The following is a 17864-nucleotide window of genomic DNA, read 5'->3' on the forward strand; positions in this document are numbered from 1 at the left end:
CTGTCGGTATGGCAGCGCTGACCATTCGCCGCACCCACGCCAAGCAGGTCGCCGTCTGCGGGCCCACCGCATGCACCCGCGCCGACGCCGCGAACGCCACCGAAGTCGGCAGACTGCTCGCCGCCGCGGGGGCGACCGTGCTGTGCGGCGGCGGCGAGGGAGTGATGGCCGCGGTCGCCGACGGCGCGTCGAGGGCGGGCGGACTGGTCATCGGAGTGCGCCCCGACCTCGACCGCGGCGCGGCCTGCCCCGGTCTGTCCGCCGTGCTGTTCACCAACATGGGCGAGGCGCGCAACGCGATCCTGGTGCGCTCGGCCGACGCGGTGATCGTCATCGGCGGCTCGTGGGGCACCCTGTCCGAACTGGCGCTGGCCCGCCACCGCGGCGACATCCCGGTCGTGTCGCTCGGGGGCTGGCAGATCCTGGATGCGGCGGGCGAACCCTTGCGGGCCACGCTCACCGCGGCCGATCCCGCCGACGCGGTACGACTCGCGATCGGCACGCACCGGCGCTGAATTCAGCGCGCGGCGGCGCGGGACAGATTCCAGCTCTGCCAGGTGTCCTCGGGCAGGTCGTCCCGGATCGGTCCGAGTACCTGGCGGCGCATCGGTTCGGGAAGCCGGTCCAGCGCGGGTACGACATCGGGCGAGAGTCTGCTCAGGTACTCCGTGTCGAGCCGCTTTCCGTCCACCCAGCGGTCGATATTGCGTTCGGCGACCAAGCGTTCCGGGTTCAGGATCGCCAGCGCCAGCAGCGTCGCGAAGGCCGTGCCGATCGCGGCGCGCGGCAGCCACGCGCACCGCAACCGCGCCACGGCCGCAAGCACCAGCACGTAGATCAGCCCGAGCCACAGCTCGCAGATCTCCACCAGCAGGCGCAGCACCGTGAACCCGTACGCCTGCTGATATGTCCACATGCGGCCGAGAGCGGACGCGACGAGCACCAGCGACAGCGTGCTCACCGCGCCGAGCAGCGCGCGCAACCACGTCCGGTCCCGCGCCGAATCCTGGGCCGCCCATCGCAGCACCGCGAGGATCACCGCCAGCGCAAGCATGGTGACGATGGACAGCTGCCAGAATCCGCTGCGCGCGTACTCGGCGTAGGTGAGGCCCGCGGTCTCCTGCACGTAATCGTCACCGCCGAACAGCGCCGCGAACTGGGCGGCGACGAATGCCGCGAACAGCACCGTCAGCGCGCCCACCGGCAGCACCCACTCCCACCGGCTCCACGTGCGGTGTGAAACCGCGTCGCGCGCATCTGGATTCGCTGACATCGGCGGCCCGGCAAGCAGGAACATCGCGGCCATACAGCCCAGCGCCACCGTGCCGGACACCAGCGTCCACCGCACCAGCGACTCCACTTCCACCGTGGGGACCAAGCGGTTCAGCATCGAGCCGAACGTCGCGTCGGCGCTGCCGAGCAGGGGCGTGAACACCGCGAGCAGCGCGATGGTCGCGCCCACCGACAGCCCGGCCCGCCAGGTCCGCGCCGTCCGGGCGTCGGGCAGGCGACGCGCGCCGTCGTATACCCACAGCGCCGCGTTCACCGTCTCCAGCGGCACCGCGATCGCGTCGTACCAGAGGCCGTGCGCCGACCGGCGCGGCACCACCGCCAGCGAACCGGCGATGGCGGCCGCGAGCACACACAGCACGAACAACCATCCCGCGGCGCGCACAGCTCCCACCGCCAGCAGCGCCAAGGCGAGCGCGGTCCACCACAGCCGGGCCGGATTGCGACGCAGCAGAGCGAGTATCGATCGGTCAGGCGTCTTCTGCTCGGCATCCCGGCGCGCACGGCGATCGACCTCGAACACCGCGCCCGCTGCGATCACACCGGTGAGGACCCAGCCGATACCGGGGCGATCCCACGGAATCGTCACCGCCGCGGCGACGCCCGCGACGGCCGCGGCGGGTAGTACGGCGCGCGGATAGTTGACCTTGCGCCATCGGGGTATCGGGGGTGGGCCGAAGCGCACTGTGACAGGCGTCATCGGCCGGGGAGTGCTGTCGTGCGAAGTCGATGAGGTAGCAGGGTCTTTCGTAGCGGGGTCTACTGTTTTGCGGAGTTCGGCGATCGATGCGACCTCCCCCTCGGACTGCGTGCCTCGAGGAGCCGCTGTCTCGGCGTCGGCGGAAATGCTGTCGGGCGTCGCGGTCTCGGACGTCGCGGCCGGTTCGGGCGCCTTTCCCTCGAGTGCTCCGGCCTGTACGGATGTCCCGCTCTTCGGTGCCACGGCCGCTGCGGAGGCCGCCGCCTCACTCACCGTGGTCTGGGATTTCGGCGCGCCGGTTTCCGTGCCTGCGGATTCGGCAGGACCGGGTGCAGCCGAACGCGTCGTAGCGCCTTCCTTCGATGACGAATCAGTCGAATCGTTCCGTCCGGTCGGTTCTTTACTCATGCCCCTCCGTATTTCGTGTGTACTTGATCGACCCGGGACCTCGTGGCGGTCCAGGGGTTGCGGTGGATGGATTTGCCGGTCGGTCCAGCCCCGTCAGGGGGCGGGCAGGACCACGCGGATGCGGGAGCCGGGGTCGGCCACGGCGATGGTGCCGCCGTGCAGGTCCACCAGCCAGCGGGAGATGGCGAGACCGAGCCCGGTGCCGCCGCCGTTGCTTCGCCCGCCGCGGGTGAAGCGGTCGAAGACCGCGGCGCGTTCGGCGACCGGGATGCCAGGGCCCTCGTCTTGGACGTCGATGACGAGTTCGCCGTGCTGCGCGTGAGCGGTGATCCGTACCTCGCCGCCCGCAGGGCCGTGCCGCGCGGCGTTGTCGAGCAGGTTGATCAGCACTTGGTGCAGACGTGCACGATCCGCGATGACGCGCGCGCCGCCGGGCCGCACATCCGCGCTGAATCGCACGCCGCGGCCCAGCGCCGCCGCCATCACCTCGGCCTCGGCGACCACTTCGGCCAGCAGCGGCGCGACCGGCAGATCCTCGCGGTCCAGCGACCGCGCACCCGCCTCGATGCTGGACAGGTCCAGCAGTTCGGAGACCAGCAGCCCGAGCCGTTCGGTCTGGACGAGCGCGGTGCGCAGGGTGCCGGGATCGGGTTCGGACACACCGTCGACCAGGTTCTCCAGCACCGCGCGCAAGGCCGTGATCGGGGTGCGCAGCTCATGCGAGACGTTGGCGATGAGGTCGCGGCGCTGCTGGTCGACGGCGGCCAGGTCGGCGGCCATCCGATTGAACGCCTCGGCCAGCTGACCCACTTCGTCACGGGAACTCGCGCGCACCCGGCGGGTGTAATCGCCCTGTGCCATGCGCTGCGCGGCCGCGGTCATCTCGCGCAGCGGCCTCGTGATGCCGTGCGCGAGAATCTGCGAAGTCACCAGCGCGATGAGGACCGCGGTCAGGGTGGTCCGCGGCGGCAGCCAGCCGATCTGGAACCGGAAGAACGCGAACGCGAGACCGCCGGACACCACCATCAGGATGGCCAGCTTCAGCTTGATCGACCGTATCGGATCCAGCGGCCGCGGCAACACCTCCGCCACGACATCGGCGAACGCTCGGCAGCGGCGCGCGAGAACTTCCGACCGCGAGGTCTCGTCGGTGCGCCGAGCCGACTCCAGCACGACGGGCGATGCCGGGCGATCCGCAGCGGCGTCGTCGCGCATCGCGTCCGCGGCGTCGCCCAGCCCCTCGCCCGGCGTGGGCGGCCATGAGGCGCCGGAATTCATCGCGCCTCCAAGGCGTATCCGACGCCGTGCACCGTACGAATCAGATCCGCGCCGAGCTTGCGCCGCAACGCCTTCACGTGGCTGTCGACCGCGCGAGTGCCCGCGGCGTCGGCCCAGTCCCACACTTCCTCGAGCAGACGTTCCCTGGCCAGCACCGCGCGCGGCCGCCGCGCCAGCCGGACGAGCAGCTCGAATTCGAGCGGGGTCAGCTTGGCTTCGGCCTCGCCGCGCCAGACGCGATGCTGCTCCAGGTCGATGCGTAGATCGCCGACGACGATCGCGGCGCCGTCCCGGTCGGCGGCGCGCTCGACGCGACGCAGCAGCGCGTGCACCCGCGCCGTGAGGACGCGCAGCGAGAACGGTTTCGTCAGGTAGTCGTCCGCGCCGACGCCGAGTCCGACCAGCTGGTCTGTCTCGTCGGTGCGTGCGGTGAGCATGAGCACCGGCACCCCGCGCCCGGCTTGGATGCGCCTGCACACCTCGAGTCCGTCGAAGCCGGGCAGCATCACGTCCAGCACCACCAGGTCGGGCTCGTTCGCCTCGACCGCGGCCACCGCGCCCGGCCCGTCGTGCGCGAGCTCGACGATGTACCCCTCCGCCCGCAGCCGCGCGGCCACGGATTCGGCGATGGTCACCTCGTCGTCCACCACCAGGATCCGCCGCGCCGCGTGCCCGTTGGCCGCGCCGCCACGCTCGACATTCCGAAGCTCCATGCCCGGAACCCTAACCACCCGCTGTGGAGAGCAGCGTCGGCAATTGTGGAGATTCCGTGTGTGCGGCCAGGACCCGGTCATCGGGTACGGCCGGATGACCGTCGAGCGCAGACTCTCCGTCTACGACGCGCGCGGGCGGTCCGACGCCAACTCTCGTTACCGCGCCGAGACCGAACCGGGGCCGCGCCACAACGAAACCGTTAGGTCGGATCTCGGCTTCGATACACCCGTTGCCGACAGACACCGGACGCGCGAGCGATGTTGCACGGAACGCCAAACCTGTTGCGACCCGGCCATCTAACCGGCTCGTCAGGCAGCCGTGCCACCGGCCCGATCCCGCGTAACGCCCGTGCGAACCGACGCGCCCGACGCCCCGAAAACCCTCTCCATCGACGGATTGCATCTCGGCATCGCTCTCGGCAACCCGGCCAACCCCCGCGGCCGCGCGCGTAGCGTGACTGACCCGAACGACAGTTTGCCGACACGATGCCGACGGCGGTGACACGGAGGCGATATGACGACGCACTCTCCCTATCCAGCCGTGTCGGACCTGCGGCAGCAGTTCGCTGGTTCGGTGCTGACGCCCGACGATGCCGGTTACGACGCGGCGCGGACGATCTTCAACGCGATGGTCGACCGCAGACCCGCGGTGATCGCCCAGTGCACCGGCACCGAGGACGTCCGCGCCGCACTCGCCTTCGCCGACCGCACGGGTCTCGAAGTGGCCGTGCGTGGCGGCGGCCACAGCGTCGCGGGTGCGAGCCTCACCGAGGGCGGACTGGTCGTCGACCTGCGCCGCATGCGCTCGGTCACCGTCGACCCGCACGCGCGCACCGCCGTCGTCGAGGGTGGCGCCACCTGGTCGGACTTCGATCGCGCCTGCCAGCCACACGGCCTCGGCACCACTGGCGGGCGGGTGTCGAGCACCGGCGTGGCCGGGCTGACCCTTGGCGGCGGCTCGGGGTGGCTCGAGCGCAAGTTCGGGTTGGCCTCCGACAGTCTGCTCGCCGTCGACCTCGTCACCGCCGACGGCATCGAGATCCACGCCTCCGAGGACGAGCATCCCGACCTGTTCTGGGCGCTGCACGGCGGCGGCGGGAACTTCGGGGTGGCCACCCGCCTGACCTTCCGGCTGCACCCACTGCCGGTGACCTCGCTGGCCCTGTTGTTCTGGGAGGCCGAGCAAGGACCGGACGTCCTCGCCGCTTACCGAGACCTCGTCGTGCGCGGCGTCTCCGAAGATCTCGGCGGCGCTGTCGCCTACCTGACCGGACCACCCGAGGAGTTCGTTCCCGCCGCACTGCAGGGCAAGCGGGTGGTGGTGTGTATCGGCATCTACGCGGGCACCGCGGCCGAACTGCGTGACGTGCTCGCGCCGATGCTGGCGCTGAAACCGGACGGCGAGTTGCTCACCGAAATGCCCTACTGCGATATCCAGTGCGCGCTCGACGATCCACCCGGCCTGCGCAATTACTGGTCCGCCGCACATCTTTCGGCCCTGCCGGACGAGGCGCTGCGGCGGTTCGGCGAACAGGGGATGACCATGCTCGTCCCCACCGCCTCGCAGAGTCTGCTCGTGCCGTGGGGCGGCGCCGTCGCGGCCGGCGCGCAGAACTGGCCGCAACCGCACCGGAGCGCCGCGTGGGTGGTCCATCCGTTCGGTTTGTGGGAGGACGCCGCCGACGACGCGGCGGGCATCTCGTGGGCACGCGACGCCATCGCCGCGATGCAGCCCTTCGCCACCGGAGCGGTGTACCTGAACTTCATCGGCGACGAAGGCATGGATCGGGTGATCGCGGGCTACGGCAGGCAGAACTACACCCGGCTCGCGGCCGTCAAGCTGGAATACGACCCGCGCAACGTCTTCCATCTGCATCACAACATCCATCCCGCCGCCGCGGCCCGACGCTCATGAATCCGGCCACAGCGCAACAGATCCGGCCCGCGACGCGACGGCCGCGAGCCGGTGCGGCTCGCGCCGCGCTGACCGCCGTGGCCGCGATGGTGATCGCCCTCGTATCGCCAGGGCATGCGTCCGCGGTCGACCCCGCCGTCCTCGGCGGCGGATCGGGCATCGTGCTGGGCGCGCGGGCAGCCTGCACGCTCACCACCATCGGATACGACAACGCGGGGCGCCTCGTCGGGTTGACAGCCGGACACTGCACCATGCCTGGCGCGCCGGTGCAGGCCGAGCAAGCGCCGTGGGCGGGGCCGGTCGGCACCGTGGTGCTGGTCGACCGGGTCGACGACTACGCCGTCATCGAGTTCGATCGCGAACTCGTCGTCCCACTGCGCAGCGTGGGCGGGACCGTGATCGACGACGTCGGCGGACCGCCCGCGCCGGGCACGATCGTCTGCAAGAACGGACGCACCTCCGGGCACGGCTGCGGCGTGGTGTGGGATCAGAACGAGTGGTGGTTCCGCAACCAGGTGTGTTCGCAGCCGGGCGATTCCGGCGGGCCGGTGACGGTCGGTGATCGCCTGGTCGGTATGAACGTCGGCCACGTGGGCGTCACGGTGTTCGACATGACGGTGTTCGACCAGGCTTGCCAGAATCCCGATGTGGCGTTGCACGATCCGGCGGTCGCCACCCAGATCGGCAAGGTTCTCGACGATATCGATCGCGCGGGCGGACCCGGAGCCGGATTCGAGCCGTTCTGACCGAACCGCCGATGCCCCGATTCAGGCAGACCGTGGCAGGCGAGTACCGACGAAGAACTGGATACGTCCGGGATAGTTTCCCGAATCCAGGCGAAAGACTTGGACGGCAACACGATCGGCCCGACCGGTGGCGGGATCGGCGATCAGCATTTCCGGTCGATCGCGCCCGTAGGCGACATTCCCTTCGTGCCAGAGCCTGCGAAAATCCGGGTACTCCGCCAACTGCGCGAGCACATCTCCCGGCCAGGTGGCCTCCGGTTCCTGTCCGGACAGCCCGCGCAACCAGTGCACGAAAACCCTGGCCTCGGCCTCCCATTCGACCAGCACGCCGCGGGCGATATCGCTGCCGAACAACCAGCGCAGCAGACTGACCTCGGCGGCGACACCGGGAAAGGCGGCGGCGAAAGAATCGTTGCACGCCAGCACATTCCAGCGTGTGTCGAGATAGGCGGCCAGCGTCGGTTCGTGCAGTGCGAGACGGTGCCGCATATCCCCCGAGATCTCGGAGCGCAACGCGTCGACCCCTGGATAGTCGGTAGTGCTGAGTCCGGCGAGATCGAACAGGTAGCGGAGTTCCGCGCCGCTGATCGCGTGGATGTTCCTCAGGTAGCGCACCAGCGCTTCCACCACCGAGCGGGTGGGATTCGCGCGCACGCCGTTCTCCAGATGACTGATATAGCTGGTGCTCACTCCGGTTTCGAAGGCGAGCTTTTCCCGGGAGACCCGGCGCTCGTCGCGTAAACGACGCAGTACGCTCCCGAAAGTCGGGAAGGGTAGTTGTCTGATTTCGGCTCCACCGGCAGGTTGAATCGGCAAGGCGATGCTCCTAGGACAATGGTTCGACGAACCCCGACATACGAACCACAGCGAGGTTCGGCTCCCACTCGCCGACCGCCTCCGGCGGTTTTACGCCGTCGTCGAGCTGAATCCCCCAAGCCTGCTGGGCACGGATAGTTAAAAGCAAAACGTGCGGTATTCGCAAGGCGGGCGGGCTTGTGTTGCGTAACTCACAGTTTAGCCACGAGTACTTCTAAGTGGATGTGCCGCACCGTGTTTCGGCCGTCCACGACAATCGATGATTACCGCCGCCGTGCGGCGATTCCGCCGCGAAAGGCATTCATCCGACCCGGTCATTCCCATACCGACCGGAGCAGGTACTCGACAGTGCAATTGCGATACCGGCCAGTGTATGGACTCCCCCGCCGTTCTCGATTTGGATCAGTTTGTCGGACGCATCGAACGGGGACCGGTATGACGATCCAGAATGACGCGCCAGCCAGAGAAATCACCCTCGCCGTCGCCGGAGACATCGTGGCGGGCACCTTCGCGGTGACCGACCGTTACGGGCGACCGCTCTGGTATGGGCCGCTCGGACGCGACACCGACGGCGAACGCGTGGTCCCCGCGATGACCGCGGCCATGCACGGCATCCGGCTCGCGGCGCAGGCCAGAACCGCGGCCGGGATAGCGCACGCGAGGCTGCGCCTGCTCGTCCCCTCCCGCCTGGTGGACGCGCGCAGGCTCACCGAGGCCGCAACGGCCGGGGCGCTCGATCTCGACCTCGTTGTCGAACCCGACAATCCGGCCCACGCCTGGTGCACCACGTACGGCAGGCTCGAATGGGATCCGAGTACCGTCGCCGAGCTCGTCGAATACGTCGTGCGCCCGGCCGAGCTGGACGACGTCGACGACACCCTGCCCTTACGCGACGCCCTCGAGCGCTTGGTGGTCGACCGTTCCGCCCTGCCCACCGAAGACAGGCACGCGATCGCCGCCCTCGTGCACCTCGCGGTCGACGCGCCGCCGACGCCGCCGCGGGACGCGGACGAATTCCTGCGGCGGCTCGACGCGGGCTGGCTCGGCGCCGCCTGGGAAGGGCACGACCTGGAACTGTCGCTGCTCGACGCGCTCGCGCGCGGCGCGAACCCGCCGCTGTCCTGGTGCGAACTCATGTTCATCACCGCCCTGGCGCCCTGGTCCGGCGCCGAACCCGCGGTGCACGGCCGCGGCCTGTTCACCCGCACCGCACAGCCCCGCGCTGGAATGGCCCGAACCCTCCCGCGCTCGTAGGATGTTGCTGCGCCGGAGGTGACCGGTGCGCGCGTCGCCGCCTACCCGCAGGAGCCGAACGTGGACACCGGAGCCGTCCCCTCCTATCTCCGCTACGTCGCGATCGGCGACAGCCAGACCGAGGGCATCGGAGACCCCGACGGCGCCGGCGGGCACCGTGGCTGGGCCGACCGATTCGCCGCCTTGCTCGGCGCCGGCACGCCCACCCTGCGCTACGCCAACCTCGCCATCCGCGGCCGCCGCGCCGCCCAGATCCGCGCCGAACAACTCGGCCCCGCCGTGGCGCTGCGACCCGATCTCGTCACCGTGATGGCCGGTATGAACGACATCATCCGGCCGCGCCTCGACCGAGCCGCCCTGCTCGCCGACCTGCACGCCATGTTCGGCGAGCTCACCTCCATCGGCGCGCGCGTGATCACCTTCACCTATCCCGACATCGGCGGCATCGCGCCCTTCGTGCGGCCACTGTCCCCGCGGGTGCGCGAGCTCAACGCCGAAATGCGCCGCCTCGCAAGCCGATACCGGCTCACCCTGGTCGATTTCGAGCCCATCGCCGCCACCACTCACCCGCTGGTCTGGTCCGCCGACCGCCTGCACCTGAGCCCACTCGGCCACGACCTCGTCGCCCGCGCGGTCGCCGACATTCTCGCGCTTCCCGGCGCCGATACGACCTGGCGTGACCCGTTGCCGCCGGTGCGCCGCACGGTGGCCGAGTCCGTCGCGACCGAATTGACCTGGACCACACAGCACATGCTCCCGTGGATCGCCCGCCGGGTGCGTGGACGGTCGTCCGGCACCGGCATTCAGCCGAAACGGCCGGACTTGCAACCGGTGCTGGTCTCGGACCGGCTCACGACCTGATCTGCCGGTCCCCCGCACCGGTGTCGCGGCGACCGCTACGAGGGTCGGCGGGCCCGCTCACGAGACCGAGGGGCGTCTGCTCGATGTCTACGACCGGCGGTAGTATGGTCGGGTGCGTAAACCGGTGAAGGGAGCGACGCGCCTGCGCGGCGCCTTCGTCGGATCCGCCTCGGGGGCAGTCAGCATCGCCGCGCACGCACTCGGCGGTGGTGTGATCTCGCCCGAACAGACGTCGGTCGCCCTGCTGATCGGCGCCTGCGCGGCGGTGGGCGTGCTCGTCGGCTCCCTCCGGACGCGGGCCGGGCTCCTCGAAATCATGGGGCTGCTGGCGATCGGACAGGGTGTCGGTCACACCGCGCTCACACTGTCCCCCGGCCATCACCACGGAGCGCACGCGACCGCGCTGATGCTCCTCACCCACCTCGCGGCGATTCCGGTGGGGGCGTCGCTGATTCGCGGTGCCGAAGCCGCGGTGGGCAGAGCGGCGTCGAGTGCGCGGCGTGCAGTGCGGGTTCTCGGCGCGCTGCCCGTGCCTGCGCTGCCGACGGTCGTTCTTATCACCGCGCACGAGGCCGCGACTCCGCGAAAACTGCTTCTCGGTTCGGGTATCGGGACCCGAGGGCCACCGGTCTATCTGTAGGCCCTATACCGCCATCCGAGTACCAGGCATCGGAATTCGCCGACACGCCTGCCAGACAGGGGATTTGCCGCCATGTCCGCCGGACGTGGTGATCCTGCGCGGGCACGCGCTCGCTTCACCGCGTCGAGGCATCGATCGTCACGGACGCATCCAGCCCAGCTCGCGAGGCCGGTACGCGAATCGAGCCGTCCGGCGGCTCGTTTCCGAACTCGGCGCACCGAGCGACACAGGATGCCTTTCGTCCGAACCGGACTGCTACGTGGCAGGTCGGTGAATCCATTGCGCCACAAGACAAGCGCAGGTGACGGCCGATATTCGCCGCGCACCGAAGCGACGCCGAACCCAGACCGATGGCGGTCCCTCTCACCTCCCGATTCCGAACGGAGCTTCTTCATGTTCCCCATCAATCGAACCCACCCCTCCCGCCTCCTGCGCGGCACCGCGGCACTCGCCGCCGCTCCCCTCCTGCTGGTCGCTTGTTCCTCCACCGACAGCACCCCGGCCCCGGCCCGCGCCGCCGACGCGATCACCATCGAGGACCAGTGGATCAAGGCCGCGGACAGCGATATGTCGGCGGCGTTCGGCGAATTGACCAACAAGGGCGACAAGGCGCTGACCGTGGTGTCCGCGACCAGTCCCGCCTCCGCCAGGGTGGAATTGCACGAGGTGGTCGCCGACGCGAGCGGCACCAAGACGATGCGTCCCAAGAAGGGAGGTTTCGTCATTCCTGCGCACGGGTCGCTTGCACTGGCGCCGGGCGCCGATCACATCATGTTCATGGGGTTGAACGGTCCACTGCGCACCGGTTCCGAGACGCCGGTCACGCTCTCCTTCGACGACGGTTCGACCATGACGTTCACCGCGCAGGTGCGTGACTTCCCGGGCAACCAGGAGAACTACGTACCCGACGGCGACCATCACGCGGGCGCGCCCGCCCCGGCCCACACGCCCGGTGCCTGAGCAGATCGGTCCCCGGGGCTTCACCCGCAGGCGCCTCCTCGGTGGGGGCGCCGCCGCGGCGGGCGCCGTCGGCCTCGGGGCGGGTGCGATCGCACTCACCGGTCGCGACACCGGCGCGACCGAACCGGCGACCGAACCGTTCTACGGACCGCACCAGGCGGGCGTCGCGACCGCACCGCAGACGCACGCGGCGTTCGTCGGATTCGATCTGCGCCAGGGGCTGGATCGCGACGACATCGCGGGCGTCCTGAAGATCTGGACCGGCGACGCTGCCCGCCTCACCCAGGGCGCCGCGGCGCTGGCCGACACCGAACCAGAGCTTGCGGCGCGCCCGGCGCGACTCACGGTGACGGTCGGCTTGGGCCCCGCGGTGTTCACCGCCGCGGGTCTGGAGCACCGCAGGCCCGCCTGGTTGCGGCCGCTGCCGCCGTTCGCCATCGACCGGCTGGAGCCGGGCTGGAGCGACGGCGACCTGCTGTTGCAGATCTGCGCCGAAGAGGCCACCACGGTCGCGCACGCCGTGCGGGTGCTGTGCCGGAGCGTGACCTCGCTGCTCACGGTGCGCTGGGTGCAGCGCGGGTTCCGCGACGCGGCGCCCGGCCGGACCCCGCGCAACCTGATGGGCCAGGTCGACGGCACGGTCAATATCGCGGCGCCCGACTTCGACCGGCTGATCTGGGACGACGGCGCCGCGCAGCCCTGGCTCGCGGGCGGCACCTCGCTGGTGCTGCGACGCATCGCGATGGCGCTGGACACCTGGGACGAAATCGATCCGGAGGGAAGGGAACTCACCGTCGGACGCAAACTCGGTAGCGGCGCGCCGCTCACCGGCAGCCGGGAATTCGACGAACCGGACTTCGCGGCCGTCGACGCGCACGGCATTCCGGTGATCCCGCCCTCCGCGCACATCGCCCGCGCCCGCCACACCCACGACGGCGAGCGATTCCTGCGTCGCGGCTACAACTACGACGACGCACCCGCGCCGGGCCAGACCTCGAACTCGGGTCTGCTGTTCGCCGCGTACCAGCGCGACGTGAACGCCCAGTATCTGCCGGTGCAGCAGCGGCTGGCCGATTTCGACGCGCTGAACGTCTGGACGACGCCGATCGGGTCGTCGGTGTTCGTGATCCCGCCCGGCGTGCCGGAACCCGGCGGCTACCTCGGACAGACCCTGTTCGAGTCGTGACGCGACCCGGGGCCCGCCGATCAGCGGGCCCCGGGCGCTCCCGGCTCGATCAGCTCCAGAGCACGGCGACGAACACGTTCGCGATCCCGAGACCGCCGGACGCGTGCGTCATCCACGGCACGTCCTTGCCCCGCTTGGCATCGGCGCGGCCCATTTCGGCGAACGCCGCGACCAGCACCGAAACCACCAGCTTGACGCCGATCTTCGTCATATTCAGGTCTTTGCCCAGCGAATCGATCGACTCGGCCATCCCGACCAGAACGATGCCGGTGATGATCTGCGCCCGCGCACCCCACACCATCACCTCGTTGACCTTGGGCTGCCCCGCCGCATACCCGCCGATCACCGCGGCCATACCGAGCAAATGCGTTACAACCACGATGTTGTAGACCAATTCCAGCACGCTCACGTTGCGAACTCCCACCAGTTTGGACGTTAGAAGACCGTTCTACTCCGTCGATCGCGGAAGCCACCAATCGTGACGAATAAACGTCTGGAGGCCAGTTTGTCTGAGACAGAGACGGTCACGCTGGTTCCGCAGCACCAGCCAACGAAGCGGACTATCCGCGATCCGGTGCTTTTCGCCGCCGAGTCATCGCTCCACCGAGGCCGCCACTGATCGAAAGGCGTCCGCCCCTTGGTACCTACGGAATGGCCGCAACGTCCACGCGACATTCGCGGGCCTGTGCGCCGGAGCGAAACTCGCCGCGGCCAGTGGTGTTCTGCGTGATCGCACCGCGCCGTAGCAGACGTTTGTGTCAGGCGCCCTACCGCCGCGCAGTTGCGGGATCGGTTACCAGGAGTACGCTACAAAATGAGTCCACTCAGTTTTGGTCCGGTCGGAGGTGTTCGGATGTCCGCGTCGAGTGAGTTCGCGCCGGTCGGACGGCGCCTGCGGAAGGTTCACGACAAGCAGTCCCGCATCTTCGAGGCGGCGGCCGCGCTGTTCGCCGAGCACGGCTTCCACGGTGTCACGACACAGCAGATCTCCGATCGCGCCGAGATCGCCGCCGGGACGTTGTTCCGCTACGCGGCTACCAAAGGTGAACTCCTGCTGATGGTCTACAACGAGGACTTCCGGGCCGCCCTCACCGATGGCGCGGAATCCGCACGAACTGAGGCCGATACCGCGACGGCGGTTATCGCGATGCTCCGGCCGCTGCTGGAGGCCGGTGAACGCCATCCTGGAAACACCGTCGTCTATCAGCGCGAGTTGCTGTTCGGATCGCCAGCCGACAGGTACCGCTGCGAGGGGCTGGCCTTGGTCGACCGGCTGGAGACCATGATCGCCGAGCGATTGGCGGCCGACGCCCGCGCTGGGGGACTCGAGTCCGAAAAGGTAGGCGAACAGGCGTTATTGGCCGGGCGCAGCGTGTTCGCCGCCGTGCATCTGCTGCTGGCCCGGCCCGCGACCGGGGCGCATCCCGGTCACGATGCCCGCGCTGATCTGCGGGCACAGGTCGCCCAGATCGTCGCGGGCTTCTTCGCAACAGTCGAGAGGAAAAACGAATGACCATCGACATTCGCAAGGTGGCCGTCCTCGGTACCGGGGTGCTCGGGTCCCAGATCGCCTTCCAGACCGCCTTTCGCGGTTTCGAGGTGACGGCCTACGACATCGATGACAAGGCGCTGGCCGTGGCCGAGGAGCGATTCCACAAGCTCGCGGCGGTCTACCGCGAGCAGGTACCCGGTGGCGGGAACGGCAAGGCTGAGCAGACGGTGGCCGGCATCACGCCGACTTCTGATCTCGCGCAGGCGGTGCGCGACGCGGACCTGGTCATCGAGGCGATTCCCGAGGTGCTGAGCATCAAGCAGCAGACCTACGAGCAGCTCGGCCGGGTCGCACCGGAGCGCACCATCTTCGCCACCAATTCCTCCACCCTGCTGCCCAGCGCCATGAAGGACTTCACCGGCCGCCCGGACCGGTTCCTCGCGCTGCACTTCGCGAATCAGGTGTGGCACTTCAACACGGCCGAGATCATGGGCACGACCGACACCGACCCGAAGGTGTACCAGGCCGTGGTCGACTTCGCCTCCGCGATCGGCATGGTGCCGATCGAGATCCACAAGGAGAAGGCCGGATACGTCCTGAACTCGCTGCTGGTGCCGCTGCTGAACGCGGGCATGAGCCTGGCGGCGGGCGGCTATGCCGATCCCGAGGCGGTGGACAAGACCTGGCAGATCGGCACCGGCGCACCGGCCGGGCCGTTCCGCATCCTCGACATCATCGGTCTGACCACGCCTTACAACATCCTCGTCAACAACGAGGACGAGGACTCCCAGCGGCTGGCCCAGTGGTTGAAGGAGAACTACATCGATAAGGGCAAGCTCGGCATCGCCACCGGCGAGGGCTTCTACAAGTACTGACCGGCGCGGCCGGCAAGCACCACAGACGAATTCGGGACAGGAGCTCTCATGTATTACAGCAGTGGCAATTACGAAGCCTTCGCCCGGCCGCGCAAGCCCGCGGGAGTCGACGACAAGACGGCCTGGTTCGTCGGAGCGGGCTTGGCGTCGCTGTCCGGCGCGGCCTTCTTGATTCGTGACGGTCGGATGCCCGGTGACAAGATCACCATTCTGGAGCAGCTGAAGCTGCCCGGCGGCGCCCTCGACGGCATCCGGGAACCGAAGAAGGGGTTCGTGATTCGCGGCGGACGCGAGATGGAGAACCACTTCGAGTGCCTGTGGGACCTTTTCCGCAGCATCCCGTCCATCGAGATCGACGAGGCCAGTGTGCTCGACGAGTTCTACTGGCTCAACAAGGACGACCCGAACTTCTCGCTGGAGCGCGCCACCGTCGACCGTGGGCAGAGTGCGCAGACCGATGATCTGTTCACGCTGAACGCGAAGGCACGCAGAGATTTCACGAAGATCTTCCTCGCCACCCGGGAGGAGATGGAGGACAAGCGCATCGACGAGGTGTTCTCGAAGGATTTCTTCGAGAGCAACTTCTGGATGTACTGGCGCACGATGTTCGCCTTCGAGGAGTGGCACAGCGCGTTGGAGATGAAGCTCTATCTACACCGCTTCGTCCACCATATCGGCGGCCTACCGGATTTCTCGGCGCTGAAGTTCACCAAGTACAACCAATACGAATCGCTGGTGCTGCCGCTGTATCGGTGGCTGCTGGATCAGGGCGTGACCTTCCAGTGGGAGACCACCGTCACCGACGTGGACTTCGATATCAACGGCGACCGCAAGCAGGCCACGCGGATCCAGTGGGTGTTCGAAGGCGAGGAGGGCGGTGTCGACCTGGGACCGGACGATCTGCTGTTCATGACCATCGGCTCGCTGGTGGAGAATTCCGACGAGGGCGACCATCACACTCCGGCCCAGCTGAACGAGGGCCCGGCTCCCGCCTGGGATCTGTGGCGGCGCATCGCCGAGAAGGACCCATCCTTCGGGCATCCGGACGTCTTCGGCGGCCACATTCCCGAAACCAAATGGGAGTCGGCCACCGTGACCACGCTGGATCGGCGTATTCCCGAATACATTCAAAAGATCTGTAAGCGAGATCCGTTCAGCGGCAAGGTCGTCACCGGCGGCATCGTCACCGTCAAGGACTCCAGCTGGCTGATGAGCTGGACGGTCAACCGGCAGCCCCATTTCAAGCAGCAACCCGCCGACCAGATCGTGGTGTGGATCTACTCGCTGTTCGTCGACAAGCCGGGCGACTTCGTGAACAAGACCATGCAGGAGTGCACCGGCGAGGAGATCACCAAGGAGTGGCTGTATCACCTAGGCGTTCCGGAGTCCGAGATTCCGGAGCTGGCCGCGCACGCCGCCAAATGCGTTCCGGTCATGATGCCCTACGTCACCTCGTTCTTCATGCCGCGCAAGGCCGGTGACCGCCCCGACGTGGTACCGCAGGGCTCGATCAACTTCGCCTTCATCGGCCAGTTCGCCGAAACCTCCCGCGATTGCATCTTCACTACCGAATACTCGGTGCGCACCGGTATGGAGGCGGCCTATCGCCTGCTCGATATCGAGCGCGGCGTCCCGGAGGTCTTCAACTCCACCTATGACGTTCGCAGCCTGCTTGCCGCGATGAGCCGTCTGCGCGATGGCGACCCGGTCGACCTTCCCGGCCCCGAATCGCTGTGGCGCAACTTGTCCAAGCGCTTCGGGAACAACGAAATCGTGAAATTGCTCGAAGAATTCGGGCCCATCGAGGCACCGAAGTAGAACCGCGCGACCAAGCAGTGCCGGCGGCGGCAGGCTCGATGACACCCGAACGTGGAGGGTGCGTCGAGCGCTGCCGCGGACCAAATCGACGGTGAGGCAGCGGCACTGGCCTGCCGCAGCTTCCCCGCTCGCACCGCGGTCAGGCCGGGGCCGACTCGTCAGGTGCGGCTGACATGGCTGGAGCCTGCCCAGGGCGAAATGGCCTGCGGAGGCAGAACCCGGTCCGCACCGGAACGAGGCCTGCGACAGCGCCGGTCAGGAGCCTCCGTCTGCCTTCAGGGCGTCGGCAAGGGCGAGCACGCCCGCGGTGATCTGCGCGCCGGTGGGGGCCCGCTCGCGGTCGACCATCCACTGCACCAGCAAGCCGTTGAGCAAAGTGACGATGACGGTCCCTGCGTTTGCGTCGTTGTCCGGGCTGAGCAGTTCGGCCAAATCGCTTCGCGCCCGCTGCTGGCCCTCCGCCATCGGGGCGCGCACCTCGGGCGAGTGCAGCGCCTGCGCGAGCGCCTCGATGTTGGCCGACCACAGCGCGCGGTCGGTGTCGAACGAGCCGACCAGCCTGGCCCAGAACTCTTCCAAACGGACCCGCACGCCGCCCGCCTCGCCGTCGGCTTGGGCGGCGAGCAACTCCTGCATCGCATCGCTCACCGACTCGACCATGGCCAGGTTCAACAGGTCGTCCTTGGACCGGAAGTGGTAGTTGATCGCCGCAAGGTTGGTGCCGGAGGCGGCGACGATGTCGCGCACCGTGGTGCGGGCGTAGCCGCGCTCGGCCAGGCATTGCTTGGCCGCTGCCAGAAGGTCGTCTCGTGTCCCCACACCCAGACCGTACCAGGACCCCCGACATACGTTTAAAACATCTGTATGTGACAGTTGTTTTAAACGTATGTATGTTGGCGTCGTCGGGACGCA

The 17864-nt window shown here is 68.5% G+C and carries 17 protein-coding genes; 11 read left to right on the top strand and 6 right to left on the bottom strand.

Features of this window, described 5'->3' with window-relative positions:
* The first annotated feature begins 8 nt into the window (after positions 1–8).
* Positions 9–515 (top strand): SLOG cluster 4 domain-containing protein, encoded by a 507-nt coding sequence (locus NX1_RS03280; RefSeq protein ID WP_084500913.1) that lies wholly within the window; start codon positions 9–11, stop codon positions 513–515.
* Positions 516–517: 2 nt separating this feature from the next.
* Here NX1_RS03280 and NX1_RS03285 read toward each other — a convergent pair whose 3' ends face one another.
* From NX1_RS03285 to NX1_RS03295, 3 genes are all read right to left on the bottom strand, one after another.
* Entirely contained in the window at positions 518–1990 is a 1473-nt protein-coding gene (locus tag NX1_RS03285; RefSeq protein WP_068053414.1) for a DUF4153 domain-containing protein, read from the bottom strand.
* A gap of 501 nt (positions 1991–2491) precedes the next feature.
* Positions 2492–3424: a HAMP domain-containing sensor histidine kinase gene (locus tag NX1_RS03290; RefSeq protein ID WP_373864860.1), complete on the bottom strand. Its 933-nt coding sequence runs from the start codon at positions 3422–3424 to the stop codon at positions 2492–2494.
* 248 nt (positions 3425–3672) lie between these two features.
* Positions 3673–4389, bottom strand: coding sequence for a response regulator (locus NX1_RS03295; protein WP_068053417.1), 717 nt, complete (start codon positions 4387–4389; stop codon positions 3673–3675).
* Positions 4390–4903: 514 nt separating this feature from the next.
* On the opposite strand from NX1_RS03295, the gene NX1_RS03300 reads away from it, so the two are divergent.
* Both NX1_RS03300 and NX1_RS03305 read left to right on the top strand, forming a co-directional pair.
* Complete coding sequence (locus NX1_RS03300; protein ID WP_068053420.1) at positions 4904–6304, top strand: FAD-binding oxidoreductase; 1401 nt, start codon at positions 4904–4906, stop codon at positions 6302–6304.
* Positions 6301–7050, top strand: a complete 750-nt coding sequence (locus tag NX1_RS03305) for a S1 family peptidase (protein ID WP_157119504.1) — start codon at positions 6301–6303, stop codon at positions 7048–7050. Before NX1_RS03300 ends, NX1_RS03305 begins: the two co-directional genes overlap by 4 nt.
* Before the next feature lie 21 nt (positions 7051–7071).
* On the opposite strand, the gene NX1_RS03310 is transcribed toward NX1_RS03305, so the two are convergent.
* Positions 7072–7866 carry a helix-turn-helix domain-containing protein gene (locus NX1_RS03310; RefSeq protein ID WP_157119505.1) on the bottom strand — a complete coding sequence of 265 codons (795 nt, stop codon included), beginning with the start codon at positions 7864–7866 and terminating at the stop codon, positions 7072–7074.
* 435 nt (positions 7867–8301) lie between these two features.
* Between NX1_RS03310 and NX1_RS03315 the strand changes: the two genes are divergently transcribed.
* The 5 genes from NX1_RS03315 to NX1_RS03335 all read left to right on the top strand — a co-directional run bounded on the left by NX1_RS03315 (position 8302) and on the right by NX1_RS03335 (position 12767).
* Positions 8302–9120 (top strand): hypothetical protein, encoded by an 819-nt coding sequence (locus NX1_RS03315; protein ID WP_068053423.1) that lies wholly within the window; start codon positions 8302–8304, stop codon positions 9118–9120.
* A 60-nt stretch (positions 9121–9180) separates the two neighbouring features.
* Complete coding sequence (locus tag NX1_RS03320; protein ID WP_068054185.1) at positions 9181–9981, top strand: SGNH/GDSL hydrolase family protein; 801 nt, start codon at positions 9181–9183, stop codon at positions 9979–9981.
* A 112-nt stretch (positions 9982–10093) separates the two neighbouring features.
* Positions 10094–10621, top strand: coding sequence for a hypothetical protein (locus tag NX1_RS03325; protein ID WP_068053426.1), 528 nt, complete (start codon positions 10094–10096; stop codon positions 10619–10621).
* Between the two features lie 393 nt (positions 10622–11014).
* Positions 11015–11581: a copper chaperone PCu(A)C gene (locus tag NX1_RS03330; RefSeq protein ID WP_068053429.1), complete on the top strand. Its 567-nt coding sequence runs from the start codon at positions 11015–11017 to the stop codon at positions 11579–11581.
* On the top strand, positions 11574–12767 hold the full coding sequence (locus NX1_RS03335) for a Dyp-type peroxidase (protein ID WP_084500918.1): 1194 nt from the start codon (positions 11574–11576) through the stop codon (positions 12765–12767). The genes NX1_RS03330 and NX1_RS03335 overlap by 8 nt, the downstream gene beginning before the upstream one ends.
* 49 nt (positions 12768–12816) lie before the next feature.
* Here NX1_RS03335 and NX1_RS03340 read toward each other — a convergent pair whose 3' ends face one another.
* Complete coding sequence (locus tag NX1_RS03340; protein ID WP_068054193.1) at positions 12817–13167, bottom strand: hypothetical protein; 351 nt, start codon at positions 13165–13167, stop codon at positions 12817–12819.
* 453 nt (positions 13168–13620) lie between these two features.
* Between NX1_RS03340 and NX1_RS03345 the strand changes: the two genes are divergently transcribed.
* From NX1_RS03345 to NX1_RS03355, 3 genes are read left to right on the top strand one after another with little or no spacing between them, the layout of a single operon-like run.
* Positions 13621–14280, top strand: a complete 660-nt coding sequence (locus NX1_RS03345) for a TetR/AcrR family transcriptional regulator (protein ID WP_068053431.1) — start codon at positions 13621–13623, stop codon at positions 14278–14280.
* Positions 14277–15134: a 3-hydroxyacyl-CoA dehydrogenase gene (locus NX1_RS03350; protein ID WP_068053434.1), complete on the top strand. Its 858-nt coding sequence runs from the start codon at positions 14277–14279 to the stop codon at positions 15132–15134. Before NX1_RS03345 ends, NX1_RS03350 begins: the two co-directional genes overlap by 4 nt.
* Positions 15135–15182: 48 nt before the next feature.
* Positions 15183–16952, top strand: a complete 1770-nt coding sequence (locus NX1_RS03355) for an oleate hydratase (RefSeq protein WP_068053436.1) — start codon at positions 15183–15185, stop codon at positions 16950–16952.
* 255 nt (positions 16953–17207) lie between these two features.
* Here NX1_RS03355 and NX1_RS03360 read toward each other — a convergent pair whose 3' ends face one another.
* A complete protein-coding gene (locus NX1_RS03360) occupies positions 17208–17771 on the bottom strand; it encodes a TetR/AcrR family transcriptional regulator (protein WP_068053439.1) in 564 nt (187 codons plus the stop codon).
* Positions 17772–17864 lie beyond the last annotated feature (93 nt).

It is taken from the genome of Nocardia xishanensis NBRC 101358 (genome assembly GCF_001613365.1).
Classification (GTDB): domain Bacteria; phylum Actinomycetota; class Actinomycetes; order Mycobacteriales; family Mycobacteriaceae; genus Nocardia; species Nocardia xishanensis.